The 23,953-nt window shown below is 60.8% G+C and carries 23 protein-coding genes; 5 read left to right on the top strand and 18 right to left on the bottom strand.

The window, feature by feature from the left end:
- Positions 1-14: 14 nt before the first annotated feature.
- From HX818_RS16530 to HX818_RS16505, 6 genes are all read right to left on the bottom strand, one after another.
- Positions 15-200 carry a hypothetical protein gene (locus HX818_RS16530; protein ID WP_003209560.1) on the bottom strand — a complete coding sequence of 62 codons (186 nt, stop codon included), beginning with the start codon at positions 198-200 and terminating at the stop codon, positions 15-17.
- 197 nt (positions 201-397) lie between these two features.
- Positions 398-934, bottom strand: coding sequence for a GNAT family N-acetyltransferase (locus tag HX818_RS16525; protein WP_177020423.1), 537 nt, complete (start codon positions 932-934; stop codon positions 398-400).
- Complete coding sequence (locus HX818_RS16520; protein WP_102605541.1) at positions 918-1,418, bottom strand: ATP-binding protein; 501 nt, start codon at positions 1,416-1,418, stop codon at positions 918-920. The genes HX818_RS16525 and HX818_RS16520 overlap by 17 nt, the downstream gene beginning before the upstream one ends.
- A 192-nt stretch (positions 1,419-1,610) precedes the next feature.
- The gene (locus HX818_RS16515) at positions 1,611-2,717 is read right to left on the bottom strand and encodes an NADH:flavin oxidoreductase/NADH oxidase (RefSeq protein ID WP_003209564.1); all 1,107 of its coding nucleotides are present in this window, start codon (positions 2,715-2,717) and stop codon (positions 1,611-1,613) included.
- Positions 2,718-2,868: 151 nt separating this feature from the next.
- The gene (gene recJ / locus HX818_RS16510) at positions 2,869-4,578 is read right to left on the bottom strand and encodes a single-stranded-DNA-specific exonuclease RecJ (RefSeq protein WP_008438230.1); all 1,710 of its coding nucleotides are present in this window, start codon (positions 4,576-4,578) and stop codon (positions 2,869-2,871) included.
- A 186-nt stretch (positions 4,579-4,764) separates the two neighbouring features.
- Complete coding sequence (locus HX818_RS16505; RefSeq protein ID WP_003209567.1) at positions 4,765-5,307, bottom strand: YaeQ family protein; 543 nt, start codon at positions 5,305-5,307, stop codon at positions 4,765-4,767.
- Positions 5,308-5,452: 145 nt separating this feature from the next.
- Between HX818_RS16505 and HX818_RS16500 the strand changes: the two genes are divergently transcribed.
- Together HX818_RS16500 and HX818_RS16495 are read left to right on the top strand one after the other, a co-directional pair.
- The gene (locus HX818_RS16500; RefSeq protein WP_008438232.1) at positions 5,453-6,652 is read left to right on the top strand and encodes a CaiB/BaiF CoA-transferase family protein; all 1,200 of its coding nucleotides are present in this window, start codon (positions 5,453-5,455) and stop codon (positions 6,650-6,652) included.
- The gene (locus HX818_RS16495; RefSeq protein WP_003209569.1) at positions 6,652-7,530 is read left to right on the top strand and encodes a TIGR02285 family protein; all 879 of its coding nucleotides are present in this window, start codon (positions 6,652-6,654) and stop codon (positions 7,528-7,530) included. The genes HX818_RS16500 and HX818_RS16495 overlap by 1 nt, the downstream gene beginning before the upstream one ends.
- A gap of 171 nt (positions 7,531-7,701) precedes the next feature.
- On the opposite strand, the gene HX818_RS16490 is transcribed toward HX818_RS16495, so the two are convergent.
- Complete coding sequence (locus HX818_RS16490) at positions 7,702-7,986, bottom strand: DUF3509 domain-containing protein (protein WP_003209570.1); 285 nt, start codon at positions 7,984-7,986, stop codon at positions 7,702-7,704.
- Positions 7,987-8,288: 302 nt separating this feature from the next.
- Here HX818_RS16490 and HX818_RS16485 point away from each other — a divergent pair, with 302 nt between their 5' ends.
- Together HX818_RS16485 and HX818_RS16480 are read left to right on the top strand one after the other, a co-directional pair.
- Entirely contained in the window at positions 8,289-8,489 is a 201-nt protein-coding gene (locus HX818_RS16485) for a hypothetical protein (RefSeq protein WP_003209572.1), read from the top strand.
- A gap of 150 nt (positions 8,490-8,639) precedes the next feature.
- Positions 8,640-9,293, top strand: a complete 654-nt coding sequence (locus HX818_RS16480; RefSeq protein WP_177020422.1) for a response regulator transcription factor — start codon at positions 8,640-8,642, stop codon at positions 9,291-9,293.
- On the opposite strand, the gene HX818_RS16475 is transcribed toward HX818_RS16480, so the two are convergent.
- The 11 genes from HX818_RS16475 to ffh form a co-directional block, all read right to left on the bottom strand.
- Entirely contained in the window at positions 9,262-10,506 is a 1,245-nt protein-coding gene (locus HX818_RS16475; RefSeq protein WP_177020421.1) for an EAL domain-containing protein, read from the bottom strand. The two genes, HX818_RS16480 and HX818_RS16475, sit on opposite strands and share 32 nt — an antisense overlap.
- A 73-nt stretch (positions 10,507-10,579) precedes the next feature.
- On the bottom strand, positions 10,580-14,161 hold the full coding sequence (locus tag HX818_RS16470; protein ID WP_177020420.1) for a transporter substrate-binding domain-containing protein: 3,582 nt from the start codon (positions 14,159-14,161) through the stop codon (positions 10,580-10,582).
- Between the two features lie 109 nt (positions 14,162-14,270).
- Positions 14,271-15,680, bottom strand: a complete 1,410-nt coding sequence (gene thrC / locus HX818_RS16465) for a threonine synthase (protein WP_003209579.1) — start codon at positions 15,678-15,680, stop codon at positions 14,271-14,273.
- Positions 15,681-15,747: 67 nt separating this feature from the next.
- Positions 15,748-17,052: a homoserine dehydrogenase gene (locus tag HX818_RS16460; RefSeq protein ID WP_003209580.1), complete on the bottom strand. Its 1,305-nt coding sequence runs from the start codon at positions 17,050-17,052 to the stop codon at positions 15,748-15,750.
- A 126-nt stretch (positions 17,053-17,178) separates the two neighbouring features.
- Positions 17,179-17,910 (bottom strand): bifunctional protein-disulfide isomerase/oxidoreductase DsbC, encoded by a 732-nt coding sequence (gene dsbC / locus HX818_RS16455; RefSeq protein ID WP_003209582.1) that lies wholly within the window; start codon positions 17,908-17,910, stop codon positions 17,179-17,181.
- 154 nt (positions 17,911-18,064) lie between these two features.
- Positions 18,065-18,961 carry a site-specific tyrosine recombinase XerD gene (gene xerD / locus HX818_RS16450; RefSeq protein WP_177020419.1) on the bottom strand — a complete coding sequence of 299 codons (897 nt, stop codon included), beginning with the start codon at positions 18,959-18,961 and terminating at the stop codon, positions 18,065-18,067.
- Between the two features lie 362 nt (positions 18,962-19,323).
- Positions 19,324-19,674 (bottom strand): 50S ribosomal protein L19, encoded by a 351-nt coding sequence (gene rplS / locus HX818_RS16445; RefSeq protein WP_003175895.1) that lies wholly within the window; start codon positions 19,672-19,674, stop codon positions 19,324-19,326.
- Between the two features lie 45 nt (positions 19,675-19,719).
- On the bottom strand, positions 19,720-20,430 hold the full coding sequence (trmD, locus tag HX818_RS16440) for a tRNA (guanosine(37)-N1)-methyltransferase TrmD (RefSeq protein WP_237151084.1): 711 nt from the start codon (positions 20,428-20,430) through the stop codon (positions 19,720-19,722).
- Between the two features lie 43 nt (positions 20,431-20,473).
- Positions 20,474-21,010 (bottom strand): ribosome maturation factor RimM, encoded by a 537-nt coding sequence (gene rimM, locus HX818_RS16435; protein WP_003175898.1) that lies wholly within the window; start codon positions 21,008-21,010, stop codon positions 20,474-20,476.
- Between the two features lie 5 nt (positions 21,011-21,015).
- The gene (rpsP, locus tag HX818_RS16430) at positions 21,016-21,267 is read right to left on the bottom strand and encodes a 30S ribosomal protein S16 (RefSeq protein ID WP_003209587.1); all 252 of its coding nucleotides are present in this window, start codon (positions 21,265-21,267) and stop codon (positions 21,016-21,018) included.
- A 250-nt stretch (positions 21,268-21,517) separates the two neighbouring features.
- Positions 21,518-22,894: a signal recognition particle protein gene (gene ffh, locus HX818_RS16425; protein WP_003209589.1), complete on the bottom strand. Its 1,377-nt coding sequence runs from the start codon at positions 22,892-22,894 to the stop codon at positions 21,518-21,520.
- A 234-nt stretch (positions 22,895-23,128) separates the two neighbouring features.
- Here ffh and HX818_RS16420 point away from each other — a divergent pair, with 234 nt between their 5' ends.
- A complete protein-coding gene (locus tag HX818_RS16420) occupies positions 23,129-23,941 on the top strand; it encodes an inner membrane protein YpjD (protein WP_010176828.1) in 813 nt (270 codons plus the stop codon).
- The last annotated feature ends 12 nt before the right edge of the window (positions 23,942-23,953 follow it).

Here is a 23,953-nt window from a genome sequence, read left to right as displayed (position 1 = left end):
CCCCTTCGGGATCTTCAGAACCGCGAAATACTCTTCATCGCCCCAATCAAGTACCGCATCGCCACCTGATCACTCTCGGTCAGGGCGCGGTACTGTTCCAGCAATTGCTCTTCGTCCGAACTCAGGCGCCGGCTGCGCAGCGACATCCTGCGGGCCAGAAAAGACGACAACACCCCCGCTACACCATAAGACTTGGCCATGGACTGTCTCCTCGTATCAATCAACTGCTCCTGGTTGCCCATAACCCCATCCCGCGATGCGACCTGCGAGGATCAACAAGCCGATTTCCTGGGCCAGAAATCATGCTTACCTTAAGCGTAGAAACTATCTTGCCAGGCGTGGGACTTTTTTAGAGTAATCACTTAAAAAAACGCTTGCAGGGCAATGACCTACAGCGTTATCCCACAAGCGGCCGGTACAGGTGGATGTCGTGCGGCTCCTGTTGAAACAGCTCGGGATCCGGCTGCTTGAGCAACCGGCAGCCGAGCCGCAGATAGAACTCCACCGTATTGCGCGATTCCGTGGCCGATACGTACAACGCCTCGGCCCCGGCTGCGCGGGCGTGTTCACAGGCCAGGGCAAACAGCTGGCCACCCAGGCCCAGGCCACGGGCCCCATGGCTCACATGCAGGAATTTGAGCTGGCGCATACGCAGGCCCTGGTTGAGGATAACCCGGTTGTCCACTACCACGGCCGCCAGCAGCTTTGCATCGTCAAACACACCGTGCAGCCACCCGCCGCGCTTCAGGCACGCCTGCAAGGCCACGGCATCCTGCTCGGCTTCGCCTTCGGGCCAGCCGCGCATGTCGTGGTGCTCGGGGTACAGCAGCAACTCCCCGTGCTCCACGCGATAGCACGCCTCGATCCGTTCGGTACGGTCAATCAGCGCCAGCAACGGCAGGTCCTGTTCGGTCAGGTCACGCTTGATCAACATGCTGTGCTTCCAAGGGTTGATGGTGAACAAGGTTGAAGCCTTCCGCAGGTGTCGGTGCTTCGAAATAGCCGGTGATCAAGTCGAACTGGGCGTCACTGGTTTCGAACGCGTGGGTACCCTCCGCGTTGCGCGCACGCAGGCGTGCCTTGCAGACCTCGTCCGGCACATCCAGGTAGTGCAATTGATGGTCAGCGCCTGCGCCTTCGAACAATGAGCGCATCCAGCGGCGGCTGGCCAGGGTGTTGGCGGGAAAATCCAGCACCACCGAGACGCCGGCTTTGAGCAACGAGATGATATGGGCCGTCAACGCATCGCGCAGGTGGCCGGTGCAGCGCACGTAGTCGCCCAGAGCCTGGATCTGTCCGGGATAAAGGCGTGACAGCCACTCATCCTCGCTGATCAATACCGTCTGTGGGGCTTGCGACAACTGCTGGGTCAGGGTCGATTTACCGGATGCGATTTTGCCGCAGATCAGGTGCAACATGAGCTTCTCCTTGTGTCGCAGGGCTTGGCCGGTGATCGGCGGGCAATAAAAAACCCGCCGGATCAAGGGCGGGTTTTTCATGCTTTTCCAGCACGCGTCAGCCCACCCTCTCCTGGAGGGTGGGAATAATCGAGGCGTTCAGTAATAGAGTCATAGTTTCGACATTAGCTTCAGGCGTTTTCCTACGCAAGGTTAATCCCGCAAGTCCGACTCATGAATCGGCTGGTCGCGATGCGTAGCCCGCTGATACTGCGCCGGCCAGGTCGCTTTGCGCCCGCCCAGGTCATCGTCGGCATGCAGTGGCCAGTACGGGTCACGCAACAGTTCACGGGCGAGGAAAATGATATCGGCCTGGCAGGTGCGCAGGATGTGCTCGGCCTGGGCGGGCTCGGTAATCATGCCCACGGTGCCGGTGGCGATTCCCGACTCTTTGCGCACACGCTCGGCAAAGCGGGTCTGGTAGCCGGGCCCGGTAGGAATTTCCGCATTGGCCGCGGTGCCACCCGAGGAGACGTCGATCAGGTCGACGCCCAGGTCTTTCAGGCGGCGCGCCAGTTCGACGGTTTCATCCGGGTTCCAGCCGTCCTCGACCCAATCGGTGGCCGAGACCCGCACAAACAGCGGCAGCTCCTGCGGCCAGGCTTCACGCACCGCCGTGGTCACTTGCAGCACCAGGCGGATGCGGTTTTCGAACGAGCCGCCGTACTGGTCCTGACGCTGGTTGCTCAGGGGCGAAAGAAATTGATGCAACAGGTAGCCATGGGCGGCATGGATTTCCGCCACTTTGAAACCGGCGGTCAACGCGCGCTTGGCGGCAGCGACGAAGTCAGCGATCACTTGCTGGATCTGCCCTTCATCGAGTTGCTTGGGTGAAGTGTGCTGCGGATCGAAGGCAATCGGCGAGGGGCCCACCGGCACCCAGCCACCGTCTTCCGGCTTGACGCTGCCGTGCTTGCCGATCCATGGCCGGTGCGTGCTGGCTTTGCGCCCGGCGTGGGCCAGTTGAATGCCCGCCACCGCGCCCTGGGCATTGATAAAGCGCGTGATGCGTTGCAGCGGTTCGATCTGTTCGTCGTTCCACAGGCCCAGGTCCTGGGCGGTGATGCGGCCATCGGCAGTCACGGCGGTGGCTTCGGTAAAGATCAGCCCGGCGCCACCGACGGCACGGCTGCCGAGGTGCACCAGGTGCCAGTCATTGGCCAGACCATCGACGCTGGAATACTGGCACATTGGTGACACGGCGATGCGGTTGAGCAGGGTCAGTTGGCGCAGGGTATAGGGTTCAAGCAGCAGACTCATGGGGCACCTCTTTTATGCAGTGGGCAGGCTCCAGGGTTCTGTTTGAAAGGTCGACGAAAAACCCGTCCCCGGCGGGCTGAAATAAGACAAGGTCACAAGACCGATCACACAGTGCTTAGAGACTAGTCGACAACAGAGGATTGCACAGGGTTCAGCGCGGCTCGATATGCGCGATCATCAGTTGCACGGTTTCCTGGCCACGGAACTCGTTCACGTCGAGCTTGTAGGCCAGTTCCACCCAGCGAATGGTGGGATTGGGCCAGATCTCGCGGTCGATGCCGAAAGCAATGCCATCGAGCTTCACCGATCCACACTCGCTCTTGAGCACCACCTTCAGATGGCGCTCGCCGACGACGCGCTGCTCCACCAGTTGGAACACCCCGTGAAACAACGGCTCTGGGAAATGCTGGCCCCACGGCCCGGCGTTACGCAGGGCGCGAGCCAGTTCCAGGTGAAACTCTTCAACCGCCAGGGTGCCGTCGGACAGCAGACGGCCCGTCAGGTCTTCTTCGCGCAGTTGCCGACGCACTTCGGCGTCAAAGGCCTCGGCGAACAGTGGGAAGTTGGCCTCGGGCAAGGTAAGACCCGCCGCCATGGCGTGGCCGCCGTACTTGGCGATCAGCGTTGGGTGCTGGCTGGCCACCACGGCCAGCGCGTCACGAATATGAAAACCCGGCACGGAGCGCCCGGAGCCCTTGAGCAGGCCGTCACCGGCGTCGGCAAAGGCGATGGTCGGGCGGAAGTAACGCTCTTTCATGCGCGAGGCGAGGATGCCGATCACGCCCTGGTGCCATTCCGGGTCGAACAGGCACAAGCCATACGGCATCGACTCCACCGGCAAGTCCTTGAGCTGGGCCAGGGCCTCACGCTGCATGCCTTGTTCGATGGACTTGCGGTCCTGGTTCATGCCGTCCAGTTGCGCGGCCATTTCCCGGGCGGCGGCGAAATCCGAGGTGAGCAGGCATTCGATGCCCAGGCTCATGTCATCCAGGCGCCCGGCGGCGTTCAGGCGCGGGCCCAGGATAAAACCAAGGTCGGTGGAGGTGATGCGGGCGTGATCGCGTTTGGCCACTTCGAGGATCGCCTTGATCCCCGGCCGGGCACGACCGGCGCGAATGCGTTCCAGGCCCTGGTAGACCAGGATGCGATTGTTGGCGTCCAGCGGGACCACGTCGGCCACGCTGCCCAGGGCCACCAGGTCCAGCAGTTCGCCGATATTCGGCTGCGGCTTGTTCTCGTACCAACCCAAACTGCGCAAGCGCGCACGCAGGGCCATCAGCACGTAGAAGATCACGCCCACACCGGCCAGGGCCTTGCTGGGGAATTCACAGCCCGGCTGGTTCGGGTTGACGATGGCGTCGGCTGCGGGCAGTTCGTCGCCCGGCAAGTGGTGGTCGGTAACCAGCACCTTGAGCCCCGCCGCTTTCGCGGCCGCCACGCCTTCGACGCTGGAGATACCGTTGTCCACGGTGATCAGCAGCTGTGGCTGGCGCTGCAGGGCCACGGCGACGATTTCCGGGGTCAGGCCGTAGCCGTATTCGAAACGGTTGGGCACCAGGTAGTCGACATGGGCGGCGCCCAACAAGCGCAGGCCCAGGGTGCCCACGGTGCTGGCGGTGGCGCCGTCGGCGTCGAAGTCACCCACGATCAGGATCCGCTGGCGCTGCTCCAGGGCCGTCACCAGCAAGTCCACCGCAGCATCGATGCCCTTGAGCTGCTGATACGGGATCAGCCGCGCCAGGCTTTTATCCAGCTCGGCTTCCGATTGCACCCCGCGTGCGGCGTAGAGACGGGTCAACAACGGTGGCAATTCACCGAGGAATGGCAGGACGGCGGGCAACGGGCGAGGATCGATACGCATGGGGTGACGGAAGCTTCTCTTTAATGTTGAAAATTAGCGGTGATCCCTTGTAGGAGCTGTCGAGCCCCAGCGAGGCTGCGATGGGATCACCTCGGTGTACCTGTCAGACCGCAGCGCCTGCATCGCAGCCTCGCTGAAGCTCGACAGCTCCCACACTCGACCAGCGTCCAATCAGTTATCGACGTTTCAGCCGCGCTCGCCAGCCAGCCATTCCAGCTGGACTTCGTGCTGCCCACGGTCATCGGTCACGAAGATCGTGCCTTCGCTGATCATCACGTCCCACTTGATCACCCGGGGCATGTCCTTGGCCAGCACTTCCAGGATTTCCTGGGGTACGGCGGCGATGCTCACGTTTTTCAGGTTCTTCGCCACCGGCACCACTTTGCCTTCCCAGACGCGCAAGCTGCCGTAGGCCAGCAAGGTCGTGCGTTCGGTACGGCGGGAACACCAGGTCAGGCGGTCCGCGTCCGGCTGGCCGACTTCGATCCAGTGCAGGACGCGATCATCCAGGCTTTTTTCCCACAGCGCCGGCTCGTCTACATCTGACAGGCCACGACCGAAAGACAGCTGCTCGTTGTAGAAAAGCGCGTAGGCCAGCAAACGCACGGTCATGCGCTCTTCGGTTTCCGAAGGGTGGCGGGCGATGGTCTGCTTGACGCTCTCGTACACCGAACGGTCAAGGTCGGTGAGGTTGAGTTCAAACTTGTAGGTCGTGGACGGCTGGGCCATGAACGGACTTCTAGAGACAGGGAAAGGCGGCAAGTCTAACCGATGGCGAGGTGATTCAACGAATACTGCGCTGCATCATCCTTATCACTGCGCCACTCGCCTATGTTAAAAGGCTCACATCCCTGCCCTGCCCGAAAGGTTCCTCATGTCGTTTACCGCCAAACCACTTGCCGGCCTGAAAGTCATCGAACTCGGCACCTTGATCGCCGGCCCGTTTGCATCGCGCATCTGCGCCGAGTTCGGCGCCGAGGTGATCAAGGTCGAATCCCCGGATGGCGGCGACCCGCTGCGCAAGTGGCGCAAGCTGTATGAAGGCACCTCGCTGTGGTGGTTTGTGCAGGCGCGCAACAAGAAATCCCTGACCCTGAACCTGAAACACCCGGACGGCCTGACAATCCTCAAGCAACTGTTGGCGGATGCCGACATTTTGATTGAGAACTTTCGCCCTGGCGTGCTGGAAAAGCTCGGCCTGAGCTGGGAAACCTTGCACGCCCTGAACCCGAAACTGGTGATGGTGCGCCTCTCGGGCTTTGGCCAGACCGGGCCGATGAAGGACCAGCCAGGGTTTGGCGCGGTGGGCGAATCCATGGGGGGCCTGCGTTACATCACCGGTTTCGAGGACCGCCCGCCGGTGCGCACCGGGATTTCCATCGGGGATTCGATCGCGGCGTTGTGGGCCGTGATCGGGGCGCTGATGGCCCTGCGTCATCGTGAAGTGAATGGCGGGCTCGGCCAGGTGGTGGATGTGGCGCTGTATGAGGCGATCTTCGCGATGATGGAGAGCATGATCCCGGAGTTCGACGTGTTCGGCTTTATCCGCGAGCGCACCGGCAACATCATGCCCGGCATCACGCCCTCCTCGATCCACACCAGCAAAGATGGCAAGCATGTGCAGATCGGCGCCAATGGCGACGCGATCTTCAAGCGCTTCATGTCGGCCATTGGTCGCGACGACCTGGCCAACGACCCGGCACTGGCCAGCAACGATGGCCGCGACAGCCGGCGCGATGAGTTGTACGGGGTGATTGATCGCTGGGTCAACTCGCTGCCGCTTGAGCAAGTGGTGGAACAGCTGAACAAGGCCGAAGTGCCCGCCAGCCGTATCTACAGCGCGGAAGACATGCTGGGAGACCCGCAATTTCTCGCCCGCGAGATGTTCCTCAAGGCGCAGCTCCCGGGCGGCAAGGACTTCAAGATGCCCGGCATCGTGCCCAAACTGTCGGACACACCGGGCAGTTGTGAATGGGTCGGACCGCAGTTGGGCGAGCACAACAGCGTGGTGCTCGCTGAATTGGGCTACGATGCGGCCGCCGTTACTCGCCTGCGTGAGAACGGCGCGATCTGATGGGCCGGCGCTTCATCATTCGACTCTGCCTCCTGGGTTCACTGCTCGGGACTTGGCCACTGTCGAGCCAGGCCCAGGAAACCTTGATCTGGCTGTTGCGTGACCTGCCGCCAGTGACGATTTTCGAAGGCCCGCAAAAAGGCCAGGGCGCCCTCGACCAACTGCTGCCGATACTCGCCGAACACATGCCGGAGTATCGACATCAGATCCTCCACGTGAACCGCGCGCGCGGCATGCAGATGCTCCGCGACCCCGGCACGCTTACCTGCGACCCGTCCCTGCTGTGGACGGCGGAGCGCGCTAAAACCATCGTGTTTTCCGCCCAGGCCTTCGCGGCCGTGAGCAACGGGGTGACGATCCGCCAGGGTCAGCGGGCGCTGCTGGCGCCGTTTGTGGTGGATGGACGGTTCGACCTGGAGGCATTTTTGAATGCACGGGATGCGCGCCTTGGCATCATCGCCGAACGCAGCTACGGCGCCATCATCGATGAAGCGCTGAAGCACACCAGTGCTCACAAACTGGCGCCACATTACGGCAATGACGCCCTCGGCAGCCTGCTGCAGATGCAACGAAAGGGGCGGCTGGAAGCGGTGCTGGGTTACTGGACAGAAGTGCGCTACCAGGCGCTGCAACAAGGCATTGATCCACAAGAGCTGATCTTCTACCCCATCAAAGGCACCCCGCCCTATCAACTGACCCGGATTGCCTGCACGGATAACGCCTCAGGCCGCACGGCTATCGAGCGGATCAATCAGGTGCTGCGCGAGATCCCGCAGGAGCAACTGCGACAGTCCTACGCCTCATGGCTCGACCCGGTCATGCGTGAGCAATACCTGCAAGACCACCCGACGTTTTTCCAGGATGCCCCGAGCCCATGACAAATCGCAGGCAAAAAGAAACCCCGAGCAGTGGGGAGACAACTCGGGGTTAATAAGGGCCTAAAAAGACCAGTAACAACGAGCCACAAGCACCGGAGCACAATGCTTGATCTCGCTGTTACAAAATCTGACTCACCTTGCCGTAGGAAGGTTCCCAACAAAAATAAATCTTCATGCGCAGGCAATCGGCCGAGTCAGGGCCGCATTGCGCAGGGCCGCCATGACCGAGGGTTCCAGGCGTCCTTCGGCAATCATCAAGTCGCGGTGCAAACAGTCCACCACATCCACCAATGCACGCTTGTCGGTCAATTGTGCCTGGTCGACTTCTCGTTCGACCACGATGGCACCGGCCGGATTCTTTACGGTCACCAGGCATTCGCCCTGCACACCCGAGGTGGTCAGCGTGACCTGATAAGGGCTCAGTGCTTCACCGAGCAATAGGCTGATACTTTCCATCTCGATCACCACTCAATAGTTCGGAAACAATCGTGTAAACGGGAGCTGCATCTATCCTAAGTGACTATTTGCGTCGTAGGAAAGTTCGCTTTTTCGTCTTTCAAGGGTTGCCGGGGGATGACGTGTCCAGCATGCGCTTGCAACATGACAAGCAAAAAACGGCAGCACATAACTGCTTACTCAATGAGTTGCCGTTTTGGCGCTGATGCCGAGGGTGAATCCTATACTCGGTGAGTGCTGATCATGCCGGCACATCGATAAACAGCGCATACCAAAAGGCCCCGTTGCGAAGGACGAAGACCATGCTGGAACACGAAAAAGAGCAGGCAATACTAGAGAAGATTCACGCCGACATATCCAGAATTTATGCCGAGCAACGCAAGCTAAACGCAGAATCCCACAAGATAACCCGAGAGAATTTCTGGTATCCCGTTGGTATCGCCATCGGCTTCTTCACGGCTGTCGGAACCGTAATGGCAGTGGCGCAAAAACTACTCGCCTAAACGGTCGCTCCGGCCGGGCCTGCCAGAAACGAAAAACGCCGCTGCCCCACGGACGGGGACGCGGCGTTTTTTACACCTTTGTAAACCGCACCATCAGACCCTCTCCTGCGTTAACAGGCTAGAATCCCCGAATTACCCCGGGAGCCTGTATTGAACGAAACGTCTGACAAGCCATTGCGCATCGTCCTCGCCGACGACCACCCGATTTTCCTCATCGGTCTGCGGGCGGTCCTGGAACGTGACGAGAGGCTAACCATCGTCGGTGAAGCCAACTCACCCCAGGCCCTTGGCGAACTGCTGCAACGTTGTGCCTGCGACATTCTGGTGACCGACTTCATGATGCCCGCCGAGCCCCAGGCCGACGGCTTGCGCCTGATCGAACAACTGCGCCGGCATCACCCGGGCCTGCCCATCGTGGTGGTGACCATGCTGAACAACGCCGGCCTGTTCCACGCCATCCTGGAGTTGGGTGTCATGGGCCTGCTGAGCAAGGCCAGTCTCGCAGACGAATTGCCTGAAGCAATCCGTCAGGTGCGCCAGCAGCGACGTTATGTGGCCCAGACCATCAGTCAGTCACTGAACCTGGCAGGCGTCGAGCGTGTGCAATCCCAGGATCAACTATCACCCCGTGAACTGGAAGTCATCCGCCTGCTGGCCGGCGGCCTGACGGTAGGCGAGATCGCCGCGAATCTTCATCGCAGCAAGCAAACCGTCAGTGCACAAAAGGTCAGCGCCATGCGCAAGCTGGGCCTGAGCAACGACGCCGCGCTGTTTATCTATGTGCAGGAACACGGGCTGGCCTAGCCTGAAACGCGATCCACTGCTTGAGCGCCTCGGCGTCCATGGGGCCGGCGATAAAGCAGCCTTGCAACCACGCAGCCCCCAGTTCACTCACCGCGTGATAGTCGGCGGCGCTTTCAACCCCGGTCACCACCACACCCACACCCAGTCGCCTCGCCATGCTCATGGCGCCGGCAACCACTGCCGCCTTGCGATCGTCCCTGGCCATGCCGCTGGCAAACGCCGGCGGGATCTTCAATTCGCTGAAGGGCAATTCCAGCAAGCGTTGCAGGCTGGTGCCGCCCACGCCGAAATCACCGATGGACAGCTTGCACCCCATCATCCGCAAACGCAGCAAGCCGGTGACGTGGGCGCTGTCGGTGTTCAGGCGCGAGGTTTCCACCAGTTCCAGGGTCAGGCCACGGGCGGGCACGCCGTGAAGTTGCAGCAAGCCTTGCAGCACTTGGGGAAAGTGCGGACGCTCCAGCATCCGCCCCGGGATATTCACCGCCACCGGCAGCACCTGCCCGGTTTCGCGCATGACGTGTGCCGCCTGGCCCAGCGCTTGTTCCAGCACGTACCAGGTAAACGCCTCTTCCATTCCGGCAAACTCCAGCACCGGCAGAAACGCGTCAGGCAACAGCAACTCGCCGTCAGGAAGCTGCCAGCGGGCCAGCGCTTCGACACCTTGCAACACGCCCGCCTGGCTGACAATGGGCTGATACCAGACCGTGCCGCAGCGGGCGATAGCGACCTGGCTCAGATCCGCCGAAGGCGGCAACTGCTCGGACTCACTCAAGTCCAGCAACTGGCGCACCCGCTCCCAGGACACCACCGGCGGCCCGGGCCGCAAGCGCTCCCGGCACGCCTCGAGGACTTTCCCGATCAGCGTTGCCGACGCCGGCTTGGTCAGGCAGCCGAGCACGTTGAGCCCCAACTGTCGGGCCATGTGCGCCACGCCTTCCAGCACATCCGGCTCGGCGTTGCTCAGCAGGATCAACACCTGAGCCTGGCGGCGCTCGGCCATTTCCCGAATCAGCTCAAGGCCATCACCCTGCTCCAGGTACAGATCGCAAATCGCGATGTCCACCGCGCCCTTGCTCTCCAGTGACTGGCGAGCGGCGTCAACCGTTTCGGCCGTGCGTACATTGAATACGCCGTTGGCGTTGAGCATCTGATGCAGGGCCATCAGTTGGAACGGGTTATCTTCGAGGATCAGGACGTTGAGGGAGCGCATGAAAAACGTTACCGGGGAGAAGCGAGGGTGCACAGACTAATAAAAACCCCGCGCCTTCCCCATAGGACATGTCTTATTCGGACGGGTCCAGATAAGCCTCAAGCTCGACCTGGAATTCGATCAATGCTTCGCGCAGCGCTAACCAATGCAGTTCAATCTCAGCGTTGCGCTGCTCCCGAATACACCCTTCCAGCGCCACACAGGCCTTGGCCAGCGGCAACGCATCCACCAGGCAGCATATGCCCTTCAGGCGGTGCAGCGAGGCGGCCAGCCGGACCTGGTCGTGGTCCGCCATGGCGGAGGCCATCAGGTTATGCTCCTGCTCAAGGCTCCTCGCCAACTCCTGCAGCATCCGCTGCAAAACCGGTCCGTCGGCCTGGGTCATGGTGCGCAGGGTCTGGATGCTGAAAGAGCGTGCAGGCACGACGCGGGCGAGCACACGCGTCCAGTGCTCAAGCGTCACGGGCTTGACCAGCAGTTCATCCATTCCCGCCTCCCGGCAGCGCTGCTGTTCATCATCCAGGGCATTCGCCGTGCAACCCACCAGCGCCAGGCGTGGCCGTTGCTCCTGGGCTTCCAGCCGGCGGATGGCCTCACTCAAGGCGTAGCCGGACATGCCCGGCATATTGCAATCGGTGACCAGGACGTCAAACACCTCATGGTGCCAACGCTGCAAGGCCGCTTCGGCCGAGTCGACGGCCACTACTTGATGACCCAGGAACTGCAACTGCTGAACCAGCACCAGCCGATTGGCCGGCAGGTCATCCACCACCAACACCGACAGGTTGCGGCCGGCGACCAGCAGCGGTACACCGGCAGATGCCGGCACGTCGTCACTGATGACCCGATCCAGGTACAGGTCGATGCACACCACCGTGCCCTCTCCCACCACGCTGCTCAGGGTGATGCTGCCTCCCATCAATTCCACCAGTTGCTGGCAGATGCTCAAGCCCAGTCCCGTGCCGCCGTGCTCGGCAGCCGTCCGCGCGCTGACCTGGATAAACGGCTTGAACACTCGCGCCTGCTGCTCGACGCCAATGCCCGGCCCGCTGTCCTCCACACACAGCTGCAAATATTCGGCCCCCGCCGGGTCAAGCTTGCGCGCAACACTGACCCGAACCTCACCGCGCGAGGTGAACTTGAGCGCGTTGCCCAACAGGTTATGGATAACCTGACGCAGGCGCAGCGGGTCGAACCAGTAATATCCTTGCGCGCTCGGGTCGAATGCCAGGGTCAGGTGAAGGCCCTTTTTCTGCGCCATGGGTTCGAACAAGCGCTGTATGCCCTCGAAGAAACCTTTCAAGTCAGTGGCCTGCGGCGCCAGTTGCAGATGACCGGCTTCAATCTTGGCCAGGTCCAGGCTGTCACCCATCAGGGCAATCAACTCACGCGCCGAGCGATGGGCCACTCGCAGGGCTTCAGACACTGGCTTGCCTTCAGCCTGGGCACGCTCCTGCTCCAGCTCGAGCAGACCGATAATGGCGGTCATCGGCGTGCGAATCTCGTGGCTCAGGGTCGAGAGAAACGCGCTTTTTGCGTAGTTCGCTTCGTCAGCGGCCTGCCGCGCATCCATCAGCTGGAGCTCCAGGACCTTGCGCTCGTTGATATCGACCCAGCCACCGAGCAAACCCTGGAGCTGGCCCTTGGCGTCGAAGAACGGCACCGTCCACTGATACACATGAAACGCCCCGCCATTGAACTCCAGCTGCCGGTCGACGAACAGCGACTGCTGGCTCGCCAATTGCTCCATGTGGCCGGCATGCAGGCGCGCGGCCGTAGCGTCAGGCATCAGCCCGCTTTCCATCAGCGTCAGGCCCTGGATCTGCTCGCGCCGGGTGTTCAACTGTTGTTCATAGCTGGTGTTGCAGGTCACCAGGCGTCCTTCCAGATCACGCACAAATACCGGGTTGGGCATGCCGTCCAGCAGCGCGCGCTTGAACGCCAACTGGTCGTTGAGCCGCTGCTCGGCCTGGAGGCGCTGGCGAATCTGGCGCTTGAGCCGGCTGTTCCAGGCCAGGGACACCAGCACAAACAGCAGCGCCATGGCGACCGTCCAGTAGGCCCATGGCGGCACCCGCTGCCAGGCCGGCACCGGGACGGGTACGCTACCCAGCCAACGCAAACGCAGGGCGCTCAATTCCGCGACCGGCAGCGCTTCCAGCGCCTTGTTCAAAATGCTCAGCAGTTCCGGTTGATCCTTGCGCACCGACAGGCTGTTGGCCGACCACTTGCCCTCGACACTGCGGCCGATGCGCAACTCATCGGCCGGGTAACTCTGCACTTCCACTTCACTCTGGATAGTCGCCGCCGCGCGCCCCTGCGTTACCAGCTCCCGGGCCTGGACGTAGTTATCCACCGATTGCAGCTTGATCCCGGGGTGCTCGCGACGAATATATCCCTCCAGGACATGGCGTGCCGGCAGCGCCAGCACCTTGCCTGAAAGCTCGCTCAAACTGGCCACTGGCGGTGCGTCAGCGCGCTGGATAAACACCCAGCCTGAGCCCCCGAACCCATGGCTGAAATCGAGAAAGGCCTTGCGCTCCTGATTCTCGGCCAGGGTGGTGTTCATGTCCGCCCTGCCCGTTTCCAGCAACCCCAGGGTCTGTGCCGTGGAGGACACTTCCTCCATCACGAACTGCAGGCCGGTCATGCGTGAAATGCGGTTGAGCAAGTCCACATTCAGCCCCACCCACTGGCCGTCCTTGTCCTTGAATACATAGGGAGACAGTTGCTGGGACGCCACCACCACATGCGGATGCTGAAGTACCCAGGCCCGCTCCGGGGCCGACAAGGCGATGCGCTCGGCGGCAATGCCCACCCCCAGTCCGGTGGTCCAGCGCGCAAGGATCTCCCGCCGCACAGACTCATCAATACTCGCCAGCGCCCGGTCCATCAGCGTCCCCAACAGCGGGTCGGCCTCCCGCGTGGCAAAGGCAAAGCCGATGGGCGCCAGCCGGCTTTCCACCTTGATCTGCAAGCCCAGGTAGGGCCGTAGCGATTTATAGGCGCGCACGATCACTTCGTTGCCGATAAACGCATCGGCATCACCTTGCTTCAGCGCTTCGAGGCCACTGTAGAGATTCGGTGCCAGCATGATGTGGCTGCCGGGATACGCCTGATGGACGTTCTTGACGTTGGCGTAACCGTCCAGCAACACCAGCTTCTTGTCCTTGAGGTCCTCGTTCTGGGTGCTGTCATCCCGGCGCACGACCACCACCGAGCGGTCCGGCATGTAGTCTTCGGTAAAGCGCAACCCCGACACATCACGCTCGTAACCGTTGGCACTGGTGAGAATATCGATGGCGCCGCTCCGCAGGGCCTCCACCGCCTGCGCCCGCTCGGCAAAACCCAGGACTTGCATCGGTGCATGCAGACGCGCGCCGATCAGGCTCAGGTAATCGGCGCTGATGCCCTGGTAGCGATTGCGGTCGCGGGTGATATCGATCGGCTGATAGTCATCAATCGAAATGCCCACTCTCAGTGGCCGATGGGCCGCCAGCCATTGCTGCTCGCTGGCCGTCAGGGGCATGGGCTCCAGGGCAATGAACGCCGGCACCAGCTTGAACGGCAGGCTGACAGCCGCGAGGCTTGCCGAACCATGGCCAAGCAGCAGCACACATGCCAGCCACGCGTGTGCTCGGGTCGATAAATACACCGGTTGGGTTTCCTTGATTATTCTTGTTGGTCGCCGCGCAAGTATGGCTCGCCAGAATGAAAAAGCCCGTCACGAAGACGGGCTTGATCCACCACGCAAAGCCGTTGGCTCAGAGTGGCTTGCCGCGATTGCCATGCTGGCTGACAAACGCCTGTACCGCTTTCAGGTCATTGGCCAATACCGTGCAACGCTCTTCACGCTCAAACAGGTCGGTGAGGTGCGGCGGCAATTCCAGCGCCTTGCCAACCCCGGCCTTCTCTACCGCTTCCGGGAATTTGACCGGGTGCGCGGTGCCGAGAATCACCATCGGGATGTCCAGGCTGCGGCGGCATTCGCGCGCGGCCTTGACGCCAATGGCGGTGTGCGGGTCCAGCAGCTCGCCGGTCTGGGCGTAGACTTCGGCGATGGTCTCGCAGGTTTCTGCGTCGTCCACCGCCAGGGAGTCGAACAGCTTGCGGGTTTCGGTCCAGCGCTCCTGTTCGACGCTGAAACCGCCACCTTGCTTGAAGCTGTCCATCAGGCCGGCCAGGGCAGCACCGTTGCGACCGTGCATGTCGAACAGCAGGCGTTCGAAGTTCGACGAGACCATGATGTCCATCGACGGCGACAGTGTGGCGTGCAGGGTTTCCTTGACGTACTGGTTGCCGCTCATGAAGCGGTGCAGGATGTCGTTGCGGTTGGTGGCGACGATCAGCTGGTTGATCGGCAGGCCCATGTTGCGTGCCAGGTAACCGGCGAAGATGTCGCCGAAGTTGCCGGTTGGCACCGAGAACGACACCGAACGCGCCGGGCCGCCCAACTGCAGGGAAGCATGGAAGTAGTAGACGATCTGGGCCATGATCCGCGCCCAGTTGATCGAGTTCACCGCTACCAGGCGGGTGCCCTTGAGGAAGCTCTGGTCGGCGAAGCTGGCCTTGACCATTTCCTGGCAGTCATCGAAGTTGCCTTCGATGGCGATGTTGTGGATGTTCTCGCCGAAGATCGTGGTCATCTGACGACGCTGCACTTCCGACACGCGGTTGTGCGGGTGCAGGATGAAGATGTCGACGTTTTCGCAGTGCTTGCAGCCTTCGATCGCCGCCGAGCCGGTATCACCGGAAGTAGCGCCGATGATCACCACGCGCTCACCGCGTTTTTCCAACACATAGTCCAGCAGGCGACCCAGCAGTTGCAGGGCGAAATCCTTGAACGCCAGGGTCGGGCCGTGGAACAGCTCCAGGACCCATTCGTTGCCGTTCAGTTGGCGCAACGGGGCAATGGCGCTGTGGGAAAACACGCCGTAGGTTTCTTCCAGGATCTTCTTGAAATCCGCATCCGGGATGCTGCCGGTGACGAACGGGCGCATGACCCGGAACGCCAGCTCGTGGTACGGCAGGCCGGCCCACGAAGCGATTTCTTCCTGGGTGAAGCGTGGCAGGTTTTCCGGCACGTACAGGCCGCCGTCAGTGGCCAGACCGGCCAGCAGAACGTCTTCGAAATTCAGGGCCGGTGCCTGGCCGCGGGTGCTGATATAACGCATGACTGGCTCCTCTAGAGCATGCTTGAACAAGGGCCGCCGAACGCGTGGGGCCCTTGCCGCAAAACGATTAGTTCAGGTGTTCGACGCGAATCCGCACCACCGGCCCAACCACGCCCTGCAACGCTTCAAGCGCGGCAATGGCGTCGTTGATGTGCTGCTCCAGCACACGGTGGGTCAGCAGGATCATGGGCACCAGGCCGTCTTGTTCTTCGACTTCCTTCTGCATGATCGATTCAATGTTGATGCCGCGCTCCGACAGGATGCTGGCCACCTGAGCGAGCACGCCCGGATGATCCTTGGCCTGGATGCGCAGGTAGTAGGCACTTTCGCAGGCTTCGATCGGCAGGATAGGGTGGGCCGACAGCGAGTCCGGCTGGAAGGCCAGGTGCGGTACGCGGTTTTCCGGGTCGCTGGTCATGGCACGCACCACGTCCACCAGGTCGGCGATCACAGACGAAGCGGTCGGCTCCATGCCGGCGCCGGCGCCGTAGAACAGGGTGGAACCGGCAGCGTCACCGTTGACCATCACGGCGTTCATCACGCCATTGACGTTGGCGATCAGGCGGTCGGCCGGGATCAGTGTCGGGTGCACACGCAGCTCGATACCGGCCGGGGTGCTGCGCGCCACACCGAGGTGCTTGATGCGGTAGCCCAGGGCTTCGGCGTAGTTCACGTCGGCGGTGGTCAGCTTGGTGATGCCTTCGGTGTAGGCCTTGTCGAACTGCAGCGGGATACCAAAGGCGATGGACGCCAGGATGGTCAGCTTGTGGGCAGCGTCGATGCCTTCCACGTCGAAGGTCGGATCGGCTTCGGCGTAACCCAGGGCCTGGGCTTCGGCCAGCACGTCTTCGAAGGTACGGCCCTTCTCGCGCATTTCGGTGAGGATGAAGTTACCGGTGCCGTTGATGATGCCGGCCACCCAGTTGATACGGTTGGCGGACAGGCCTTCACGGATCGCCTTGATCACCGGGATACCACCGGCCACGGCGGCTTCGAATGCCACGATCACGCCCTTCTCGCGGGCCTTGGCGAAGATTTCGTTACCGTGCACGGCAATCAGCGCCTTGTTGGCAGTGACCACATGCTTGCCGTTTTCGATAGCCTTGAGCACCAGCTCGCGGGCCACGGTGTAGCCGCCTACCAGCTCGATGACGATATCGATTTCAGGGTTGGTGGCGACTTCGAAGACATCGTTGGTAATCGCAATACCGGTCGTTTGGAACTGAGGCTTTGGCGTACGCGTGGCAATTTGTGCCACTTCAATCCCACGCCCTGCACGGCGGGAAATTTCTTCAGCGTTACGCTGAAGTACGTTGAAGGTGCCGCCACCGACGGTCCCTAACCCACAGATGCCTACTTTGACCGGTTTCACTGAAGAACTCCCCATGAAACGGCCGACTCAAGGTCGGCCGTGAAAACAGCCGCACAACTGCGGCTCTCTATTAATGACCCGCCGAACTGTCGGCGGATCATGATCGTCAAGGCTCGACGATAGTGCTTACTTTGCGTTCAGTGCCAGTTTGGCAACTTGCGGCGCAGGCTGGTAGCCCGGAATCACCTGGCCGTCAGCCAAAACGATGGCCGGCGTACCGTTCACACCAATCGACTGGCCGAGGGCGAACTGCTTGGAAACCGGGTTGGCGCACTTGGCGGCCTTGATTTCCTTGCCATCGACCATCTTGTCCATGGCCGCTTTCTTGTCGGCCGAACACCAGACGGCTTGCAACTGCTCGTCACCCGGCGAACCCAGGCCCTGGCGCGGGAACGCCACGTAGCGCACTTCAACGCCGAGCTTGTTCAGCTCAGGCACTTCGGCATGCAGCTTGTGGCAGTACGGGCAGGTGGTGTCGGTGAACACGGTGATGTGGGTCTTGGTTTCGCCGATGGCCGGGTAAACCACGGTTTCAGCCACCGGAATACCGTTGATCAGCTTGGACACGCCCAGGCGCTCGGCTTTCTCGGTGAGGTTCACCGGCTTGCCGTCTTTGAGCTGGAACAGGTAGCCCTGGACGATGTACTGGCCATCGGCACTGGCGTACAGCACGCGGCTGCCCTTGAGCTTAACTTCGTACAGGCCGGCCATCGGGCTGGCGTTGATGCTTTCAATCGGGGTGTCGAGCTGGAGGGCTTCCAGGCTCTTGCGGATTGTCTTCTCTGCGGCGTCGTCGGCGACGGCAAAGGTTGAGACCAACGCAATGGCTGCGATGGCAAAAATCTGGGTCAAGCGCATGGGAACTCCTGAAGGCAGATGCAGGGACGGGAGCAGGAACACCGATCTTCAAACACGGGTTTGGGCCGTCCCCTTTGCGAACCGGCAAAGCCTACCACAGTTGGGCCGCAGGGCAGCCAGTCGCGGGGAAATTGGGCTTTTTCCGAAGTATTTTTCATCCACGGGGATGGTGCTTGGCGTGCATCTCCTGCAAACGTGCCCGCGCCACGTGGGTGTAGATCTGGGTGGTGGATAAGTCGCTGTGGCCCAGGAGCATTTGAACCACACGCAAATCCGCGCCGTGGTTGAGCAAATGCGTAGCGAACGCGTGACGCAGGGTGTGGGGCGACAGCGACTTGCCGATGCCGGCAACCTTGGCCTGGTGCTTGATGCGATGCCAGAAGGTCTGGCGGGTCATCTGTTCGCCGCGCTGGCTGGGAAACAGTACATCGCTGGGCCGACCGTTGAGCAACTCGGCTCGGGCGTCGCGCATGTAGCGTTCGATCCACACGATCGCCTCTTCGCCCATGGGCACCAGGCGCTCCTTGCTGCCCTTGCCCATTACGCGCAATACGCCCTGGCGCAGGTTGACCTGTTCCAGGGTCAGGCTGATCAGCTCGGTGACGCGCAGGCCGCAGGCATACAGCACTTCCAGCATGGCACGGTCGCGCTGGCCGATGGCTTCGCTCAGGTCGGGGGCTGCGAGCAGGGCTTCGACGTCGGCTTCCGACAGGGATTTGGGCAGTGGCCGGCCCAGCTGTGGCATGTCGATTTGCAGGGTTGGGTCGACAGCGATCAGCTTTTCCCGCAGCAGGTAGCGATAGAAGCCACGCACGCCTGAGAGAAAACGCGCAGTAGAGCGAGGCTTGTAGTTTTGCTCCAGGCGCCAGGCCAGGTGGTCGAGAATCAGCTCACGACCGGCGTCGAGCAGCTCGAGGTTTTTCTCCTGCAGCCAGCCATTGAACAACGCGAGGTCGCTGCGGTAAGCCTGGCGGGTGTTGTCCGACAGGCCTTTTTCCAGCCAGAGGGCGTCGAGGAAGCGATCTATCTGCGGGTGGTCGATGGCGGGCATGAGGGCTCAAGCAGGGAAAATGGCGATGTCGGGTAGATCCTATCGCAGCACAGGCCGCTACACATCAATAAAGGCGGGCAAATAATCTGTGGCAAGGGAGCTTGCTCCCGCTGGGGCGCGAAGCGGCCCTGATTGACCATTGAGGTCCAACAGAGAGACTTCTATTGCCGGTTTCAGGGCCGCTGCGCAGCCCAACGGGAGCAAGCTCCCTCGCCACAAAAGCGGAAAACGGCTTTAAGGTCAGTGCGACGCTGAATTTCTTCGAGGCGGGGAGTCATGAATAGATACCGGGGAAATGGACAAATTTCAGGCAACAAAAAAGCAGCCCGTAGGCTGCTTTTTTCTGCATCGGGAAGCTGGACTTAAGCCAGTTTTTCCTTGATGCGAGCTGCTTTACCGGACAGGTCACGCAGGTAGTACAGCTTGGCTTTACGTACGTCACCGCGACGTTTAACGGCCATGCTGTCGATTTGCGGGCTGTAGGTCTGGAAAGTACGCTCTACGCCAACACCGTTGGAGATTTTACGAACAGTGAAAGCACTGTTCACACCACGGTTACGCTTGGCAATTACCACGCCTTCGAACGCTTGCAGACGCGAACGGTCGCCTTCCTTCACTTTCACCTGAACGACAATGGTGTCGCCCGGGGCAAAGGTAGGGATCTCTTTGGTCATCTGCTCTGCTTCGAGTGCAAGGATGATTTTGTTAGTCATGCTGTGCTCCTAAGGTAAGTCGTCGGACCTACCATCGATACGTTGTTAACTATCGTCCCGCGCGAGGATGTATTCCTCGAGCAGCTTCTTCTCTTCTCCAGAAAGCGAGCGGCTTTCCAGAAGATCGGCGCGTCGTTCATAGGTCCGCCCGAGGGACTGCTGTAAACGCCAACGCCGGATGTGTGCGTGATTGCCACTTAGCAATACGTCGGGAACACGCTGATCCGCATACACCTCCGGTCGGGTGTAGTGCGGGCAATCCAGCAAACCATCCGTGAAGGAATCTTCCTCCGCGGAGTCCGCATGCCCTAAAGCTCCAGGCAGCAGTCGTGTAACCGCATCTATCAGGACCATCGCCGGCAGCTCGCCGCCAGACAGGACATAGTCCCCAATCGACCACTCTTCATCGACATGAGCATCAATAAAACGCTCGTCAATGCCTTCATAGCGACCGGCAATCAGGATTAATGCTTCCAGATTCGCCAACTCGCGTACCGCCGACTGATTCAGCTGACGGCCTTGAGGGGACAGGTAAATTACCTTCGCCTTCTCCCCGGCGGCTGCCTTGGCCTGAACCAACGCATCTTCCAGGGGCTTGATCTTCATCACCATGCCCGGACCACCGCCAAATGGGCGATCGTCCACAGTGTGATGTCGATCCGTCGTGTAGTCTCGCGGGTTCCAACAGGTGAGCTGCAAGAGCCCCTGTTTCACCGCCCGACTGGTGATGCCGTACTCGCTGATGGCGGAAAACATCTCGGGAAACAAACTGATCACTTCAACGCGCAGGTTAGCCACGTTAGAAGTCCGCGTCCCATTCCACCTTCATCTCGCCCGCTGCCAGGTCGACGGCCAACACGCATTGCTCGGTATAGGGCAACAGGCGTTCGCGATCATCCAGGCTGCCAGCGCAAGGCTTGACCACCATTACATCATTGGCGCCGGTTTCCAGAAGATGATCGATTTTCCCGAGCAATTGCCCGAGTTGATCAATAACCTTCAGACCTTCCAGCTGGTACCAGTAGTACTCGCCGTCGGTCAATTCAGGGAACAGGTTGCGCGGCACGCAGATCTCATAACCGGCCAGAAGACGAGCTTCTTCACGATCATCAAGACCCTTGAGCTTTGCGACCAGGAACTTGTCGCTCCCGCGTCCACTGACCAGCTCTACCTGTTTCACACTACCTTCGCGCTTGAGCGTCCAGGTCTTGTACTGCAACAGGTTTTCAGTCGGATCAGTAAAGGAATACACCTTCACTTCGCCGCGAACGCCATGAACAGAATAAATCTTGCCGATAACGATCAAATCATCAGCTACCGCTGGCGTCGCGTTCATATTGCTCAGGCCGCAGCCTTAGATGCATCCTTCAACAACTGAGCAACGCGCTCAGAAGGTTGTGCACCAACGCTCAGCCAGTAGGCTACGCGCTCTTGGTTCACGGACAGACGGACTTCTTGACCACGAGCGATCGGGTTGAAGAAGCCAACTTGTTCCTTGTGAGAGCCGTCACGTGGGTTGCGGCTGTCAGTTACGGTCAAGTGGTAAAACGGGCGCTTTTTGGAGCCGCCAAGGGCAAGACGGATTGTTAGCATGTGAACATCGTTCCTGTAGTCGGTGCTGCAAATCTAAATGCACAGCGGGCATAGGTGCCCGAAAGGCCGCATATTCTAAGGAATATCCGGACTTTTGCAAATGTCTTTTTCTGGCGCCTATCAGCGTGCCATTCAGATCTGCTATAGAGCCGTCGGTTAAAACGGCAAGTCAGCTCCCGCCAATGGCGGGTTTGCTGGAGATCCCGCATCCCTGCGGGTCGGAGCAGAAGCGAACTTCTGCTCGAATTCTTTACATTTTCGGCATGCCGCCGCCGGGCAACATACCGCCCATGCCGCGCATCATCTTGGCCATCCCGCCTTTTGCGGAGAATTTCTTCATCATCTTCTGCATCTGCTTGTGCTGCTTGATCAAGCGACCGATGTCCTGCACCTGGGTGCCGGAACCCATGGCGATCCGACGTTTGCGCGAACCGCTGATCAGCTCAGGGTCGCGGCGCTCGGCCGGGGTCATGGAATTGATGATGGCTTCCATCTGCTTGAATTGCTTCTCTGCCGCGCCCTGGGCATTGCCCATTTGCGCCAGGTTCACGCCGCCGATGTTCGGCAGCTTGTCCATCAGGCCGCCGAGGCCGCCCATGTTCTTCATCTGTTGCAGCTGGTCACGGAAGTCTTCGAGGTCGAAGCCCTTGCCCTTCTTCAGCTTTTTAGCCAGCTTGTCGGCCTTGTCCTTGTCGAGGGTCGCTTCCGCTTGCTCGATCAGGCTGAGCACGTCGCCCATGCCGAGGATACGCGAGGCGATCCGCTCAGGGTGGAACGGCTCGAGCGCTTCGCTCTTCTCGCCCATACCGATGAACTTGATCGGCTTGCCGGTAATGGCGCGTACCGACAAGGCGGCACCGCCACGGGCATCGCCGTCGACCTTGGTCAGGATCACACCGGTCAGCGGCAGCGCATCACCAAAGGCCTTGGCGGTATTGGCCGCATCCTGGCCGGTCATGGCATCGACCACGAACAGGGTTTCTACCGGGTTGATCGCGGCATGCAGCGCCTTGATCTCGCCCATCATCTCTTCATCGATGTGCAGGCGACCGGCGGTATCGACGATGACCACGTCGATGAATTTCAGCTTGGCTTCTTTAATAGCCGCCTGGGCAATATCGACCGGCTTCTGGCTCAGGTCGGACGGGAAGAAGGTCACCCCCACTTCGCCCGCGAGCATTTCCAGCTGTTTAATAGCCGCCGGGCGGTAAACGTCGGCAGACACCACCATCACCGACTTTTTCTTGCGCTCTTTAAGGAAGCGCGCCAGTTTGCCGGCGGTGGTGGTCTTGCCCGCACCTTGCAGACCGGCCATCAGCACAACGGCTGGCGGCACGGCGCTGAGGTTCAAATCTTCGTTGGCCGCGCCCATCAGGCTTTCGAGTTCGGCCTGGACGATCTTCACAAAGGCCTGGCCCGGCGTCAGGCTGCGGGACACTTCGGTGCCGACCGCGCGCTCTTTGACCGAGTTGACGAAGTCCTTCACCACCGGCAAGGCGACGTCGGCTTCCAGCAACGCCATGCGCACTTCACGCAGGGTGTCTTTAATATTGTCCTCGGTCAGCTTGGCCTTGCCGGTGACATGGCGCAGCGTCTGCGAGAGACGGTCAGTCAGATTTTCAAACATGCGCGATCCTTTCAGGCCCTATTCATCGAAATGCATTGTTAGACCGAGGTAATGGCGGCCCAGGCTGTGGTAAATCGCTATTAAAAACAGCGCTCGGCGAGCCTGCGGCGTGGGCAGGTCGCGGATTATAGCGAAGACTGTCGCCATGCACACCCGCTGTCTGGCCTGAGAGTCTTTCGTGTTACGCAGGTGTATGCCAAACTCAGCGCCTTTCGGGCCTGCTTAACAGGATTTATGCTCCCTTTGTCACCCAGTTTGCTACCCAGCCTCGCCGCCGCCATCTTGTATGCCGCTGCGACCCTCTATCAGGGCACTCGTCTGGCCCAAGGCGCCAAGGCCGACAAACGCCTGCTGGTAGGCCTTGGCGTCCTCGCCCTGCTGGCTCACGCCGCCAGCCTGTTCACGCACTTGATGACGCCGGTCGGCCTGGGCCTGGATTTCTTCAGCGCTGCCAGCCTGATTGCCGCCGCGGTGATCGCGCTGACCCTGATGGCCTGCTATCGGATCCCGGTGGAGAACCTGCTGGTGCTGTTGTTCCCGCTCGGGATGCTGACGGTGCTGCTGGCGCAATTCACACCGACCGGCACCGTGCAGGTCATTGATGAAGAGCCGGGCATCCTCGCCCACATCCTGCTGTCGATCCTCGCCTACGGCATGTTCACCATCGCGGTGTTCCAGGCCTTGCTGCTGCTGTTGCAAGACCACCAACTCAAGCACAAGCACCCGTCGGGGCTGATCAAGAACTTCCCGCCGCTGCAAACCATGGAAAGCCTGCTGTTCGGCTTCCTCTGGGCCGGCTGGACGCTGCTGTCGCTGTCACTGATCTCCGGCTGGCTGTTCGTCGAGAACCTGTTTGCCCAGCACCTTGTGCATAAAACCCTGCTGGCCTGCCTGGCCTGGGTGGTGTTCAGCGTGCTGCTGTGGGGCCGCAACCGTCTCGGCTGGCGCGGGCACAAGGCGATCCGCTGGACCCTGGCCGGTTTCTGCCTGCTGATGCTGGCCTATTTCGGCAGCAAGCTGGTTCGCGAATACATCCTGCATATCTGACGGGCAGCCGAC

This window comes from Pseudomonas sp. F9001 (assembly GCF_013385435.1).
Lineage (GTDB): Bacteria > Pseudomonadota > Gammaproteobacteria > Pseudomonadales > Pseudomonadaceae > Aquipseudomonas.
This window is presented reverse-complemented; position numbering and strand designations above follow the sequence as displayed.